General features: G+C 45.4%; 1 pseudogene. It reads left to right on the plus strand.

The features are described from left to right. The first annotated feature begins 194 nt into the window (after positions 1 to 194). Positions 195 to 1,747: pseudogene (tnpC, locus tag F6K37_RS39820) on the plus strand (IS66 family transposase). Positions 1,748 to 1,994: the final 247 nt, after the last annotated feature.

Genomic DNA, 1,994 nt, shown 5'->3' on the forward strand with positions numbered 1-1,994 from the left:
GTACTCTAAATTCTGGTTGCGTACGCAAATCCGACTTTGATTTTTGTTCAAAGTCAGGGGAAAATTCGTTGACTTTGAACAAAAAAACTTCTTTAGGATGGGATTTATTCGAATTTCAACAAAAAATGTAAGCGTTCAGGGGGTAGAAGAGCCCTCGCCAAAAATGGCAGCGAGAATATGCTAAGGTAAGGAACATGGAACAGCAGCGCCCAAACTATATAGAGCAAGTCCCCTGGTCAGATTGGGAAGAAACTCCAGCCAGTGTCAAAAAACTGGTAGAGGGAATGGCGCAGCAAATTGAAAATTTAGAAAAACAACTCAGAGATATATCGGCAGTTCAGCAACAGCTATTAGAAAAAACCCGACGGACATCAAAGAACTCATCATCGCCTCCTTCCTTTGACCCACCAGGGCTGGAAAAAAAACCACAGAAAAAGAAAAGTAAGAGAAAACGAGGGGGTCAACCAGGTCATGATGGGCATAATCTTTACTTGTATCCAATCGAGCGGTGTAACCAGATCATTGACCATCATCCAACCAAATGCTCCTGTTGTGGGATTTGACTAAGTGGAGAAGATCAAAACCCCTATCGCCACCAAATAGTAGAGATTCCACCGATTGAACCGATCGTGATCGAGCATCGTTTGCACTCCTTGAAGTGTGGGCAATGTCACAGATCAACCAGGGCTAAATTGCCAGAGGAGGTCAACAGGAGTGGATACGGAGTACGAGTAGTAGCAATGGTGGCACTACTGAGGGTCGTTTACCGCAATAGTCAACGCCAGGTGCAAAGTGCTCTAGCTGACTTGTTTGAGATTTCCATGTCATTAGGAACGGTAAACAAACTCCGGCAAGAAGCAAGCGATGCAGTGGCAAGCAGTGTTGAGGATGCCAAACTTTATGTCCAACACTCATTGGTGGTAGGAGCAGCCCGTTTCGAGCTAAAATCCACGGAAATCTAGATGGGAAAAACCCCAAACAACGAAAAGCGTGGTTGTGGGTGCCACTCACGCCACTAGTGACATTTTTTGAGATTGCCCTAACTCGTTGTACCTCTGCTTCTGGCAAACCTACTGGGTCAAAATTTTGGTGGTATTTTAAACTCAGACCGTCATGGTGCGTATAACTGGGTAGACAAGGAACGTCGGCAATTGTGTTGGGCACATCTGCGACGGGAATTTATTAAAATCTCGGAACGTCCTGGGGTTTCTATTGAATTAGGGACTGCACTGGTTAAACAACAGGAGAAGCTGTTTAAATTGTGGCATCGGGTAAGAGATGGTACTTTGAAACGTTGTCAGTTTCAATTGCTGGTCGAGGAGATACGTGAAGCGGTCAAGTTGACTTTAAAACAAGCAGATTCTTACTCGATTGGGTCACAGGAGAAAACACCCCTTGCTAAAACTGTCCGCACTTGTCGCCAACTACTCAAAGTTGAACCAGCTTTATGGTTGTTTGTGAGTGTTGAGGGTGTGGAACCAACAAATAATGCAGCAGAAAGAGCCATCCGTGTCTTGATGCAGTCGCTCATGGGGGGAACCCCCAAGACCGCGCTGCATCGCTCCAGCAGTAATCTGGCGACGTACCAGTTAAGGTTGCTCAGACTCAAGCAGGGAGTGCTTTTGTTGCTCGTATGTTAACTGTTGTGACAACATTGAAGTCCCAGCAGCGTAATGTTTTGGAGTTTTTGACAAATGCAATCAACGCTGCACGCGCAGGTAAACCTGCCCCTTCGTTACTCCCATAGGTAGCTATTTCTGATCACGACCATGAGCGAGAGCTAGTGATCGCAGCTTAATAATTTTATTTCATTATTACTCCTGCCGGGTGTGTTTTTTTGATGATTACAACCCCCCTGAACGGTTACCAAAAAATTGAGTTAATGGTAAGCATTCAGCTAATGCGCGTAGCCCATTAACTGTTCGCGCAGCGTGCGCGTAGCCCATTAGCTGACGGCTGAATGCTTACAGTTAATAAGATTTTTGTCTGTTACC

This window comes from Moorena sp. SIO4E2 (assembly GCF_010671945.1).
GTDB classification, from domain to species: Bacteria; Cyanobacteriota; Cyanobacteriia; order Cyanobacteriales; family Coleofasciculaceae; genus Moorena; species Moorena producens.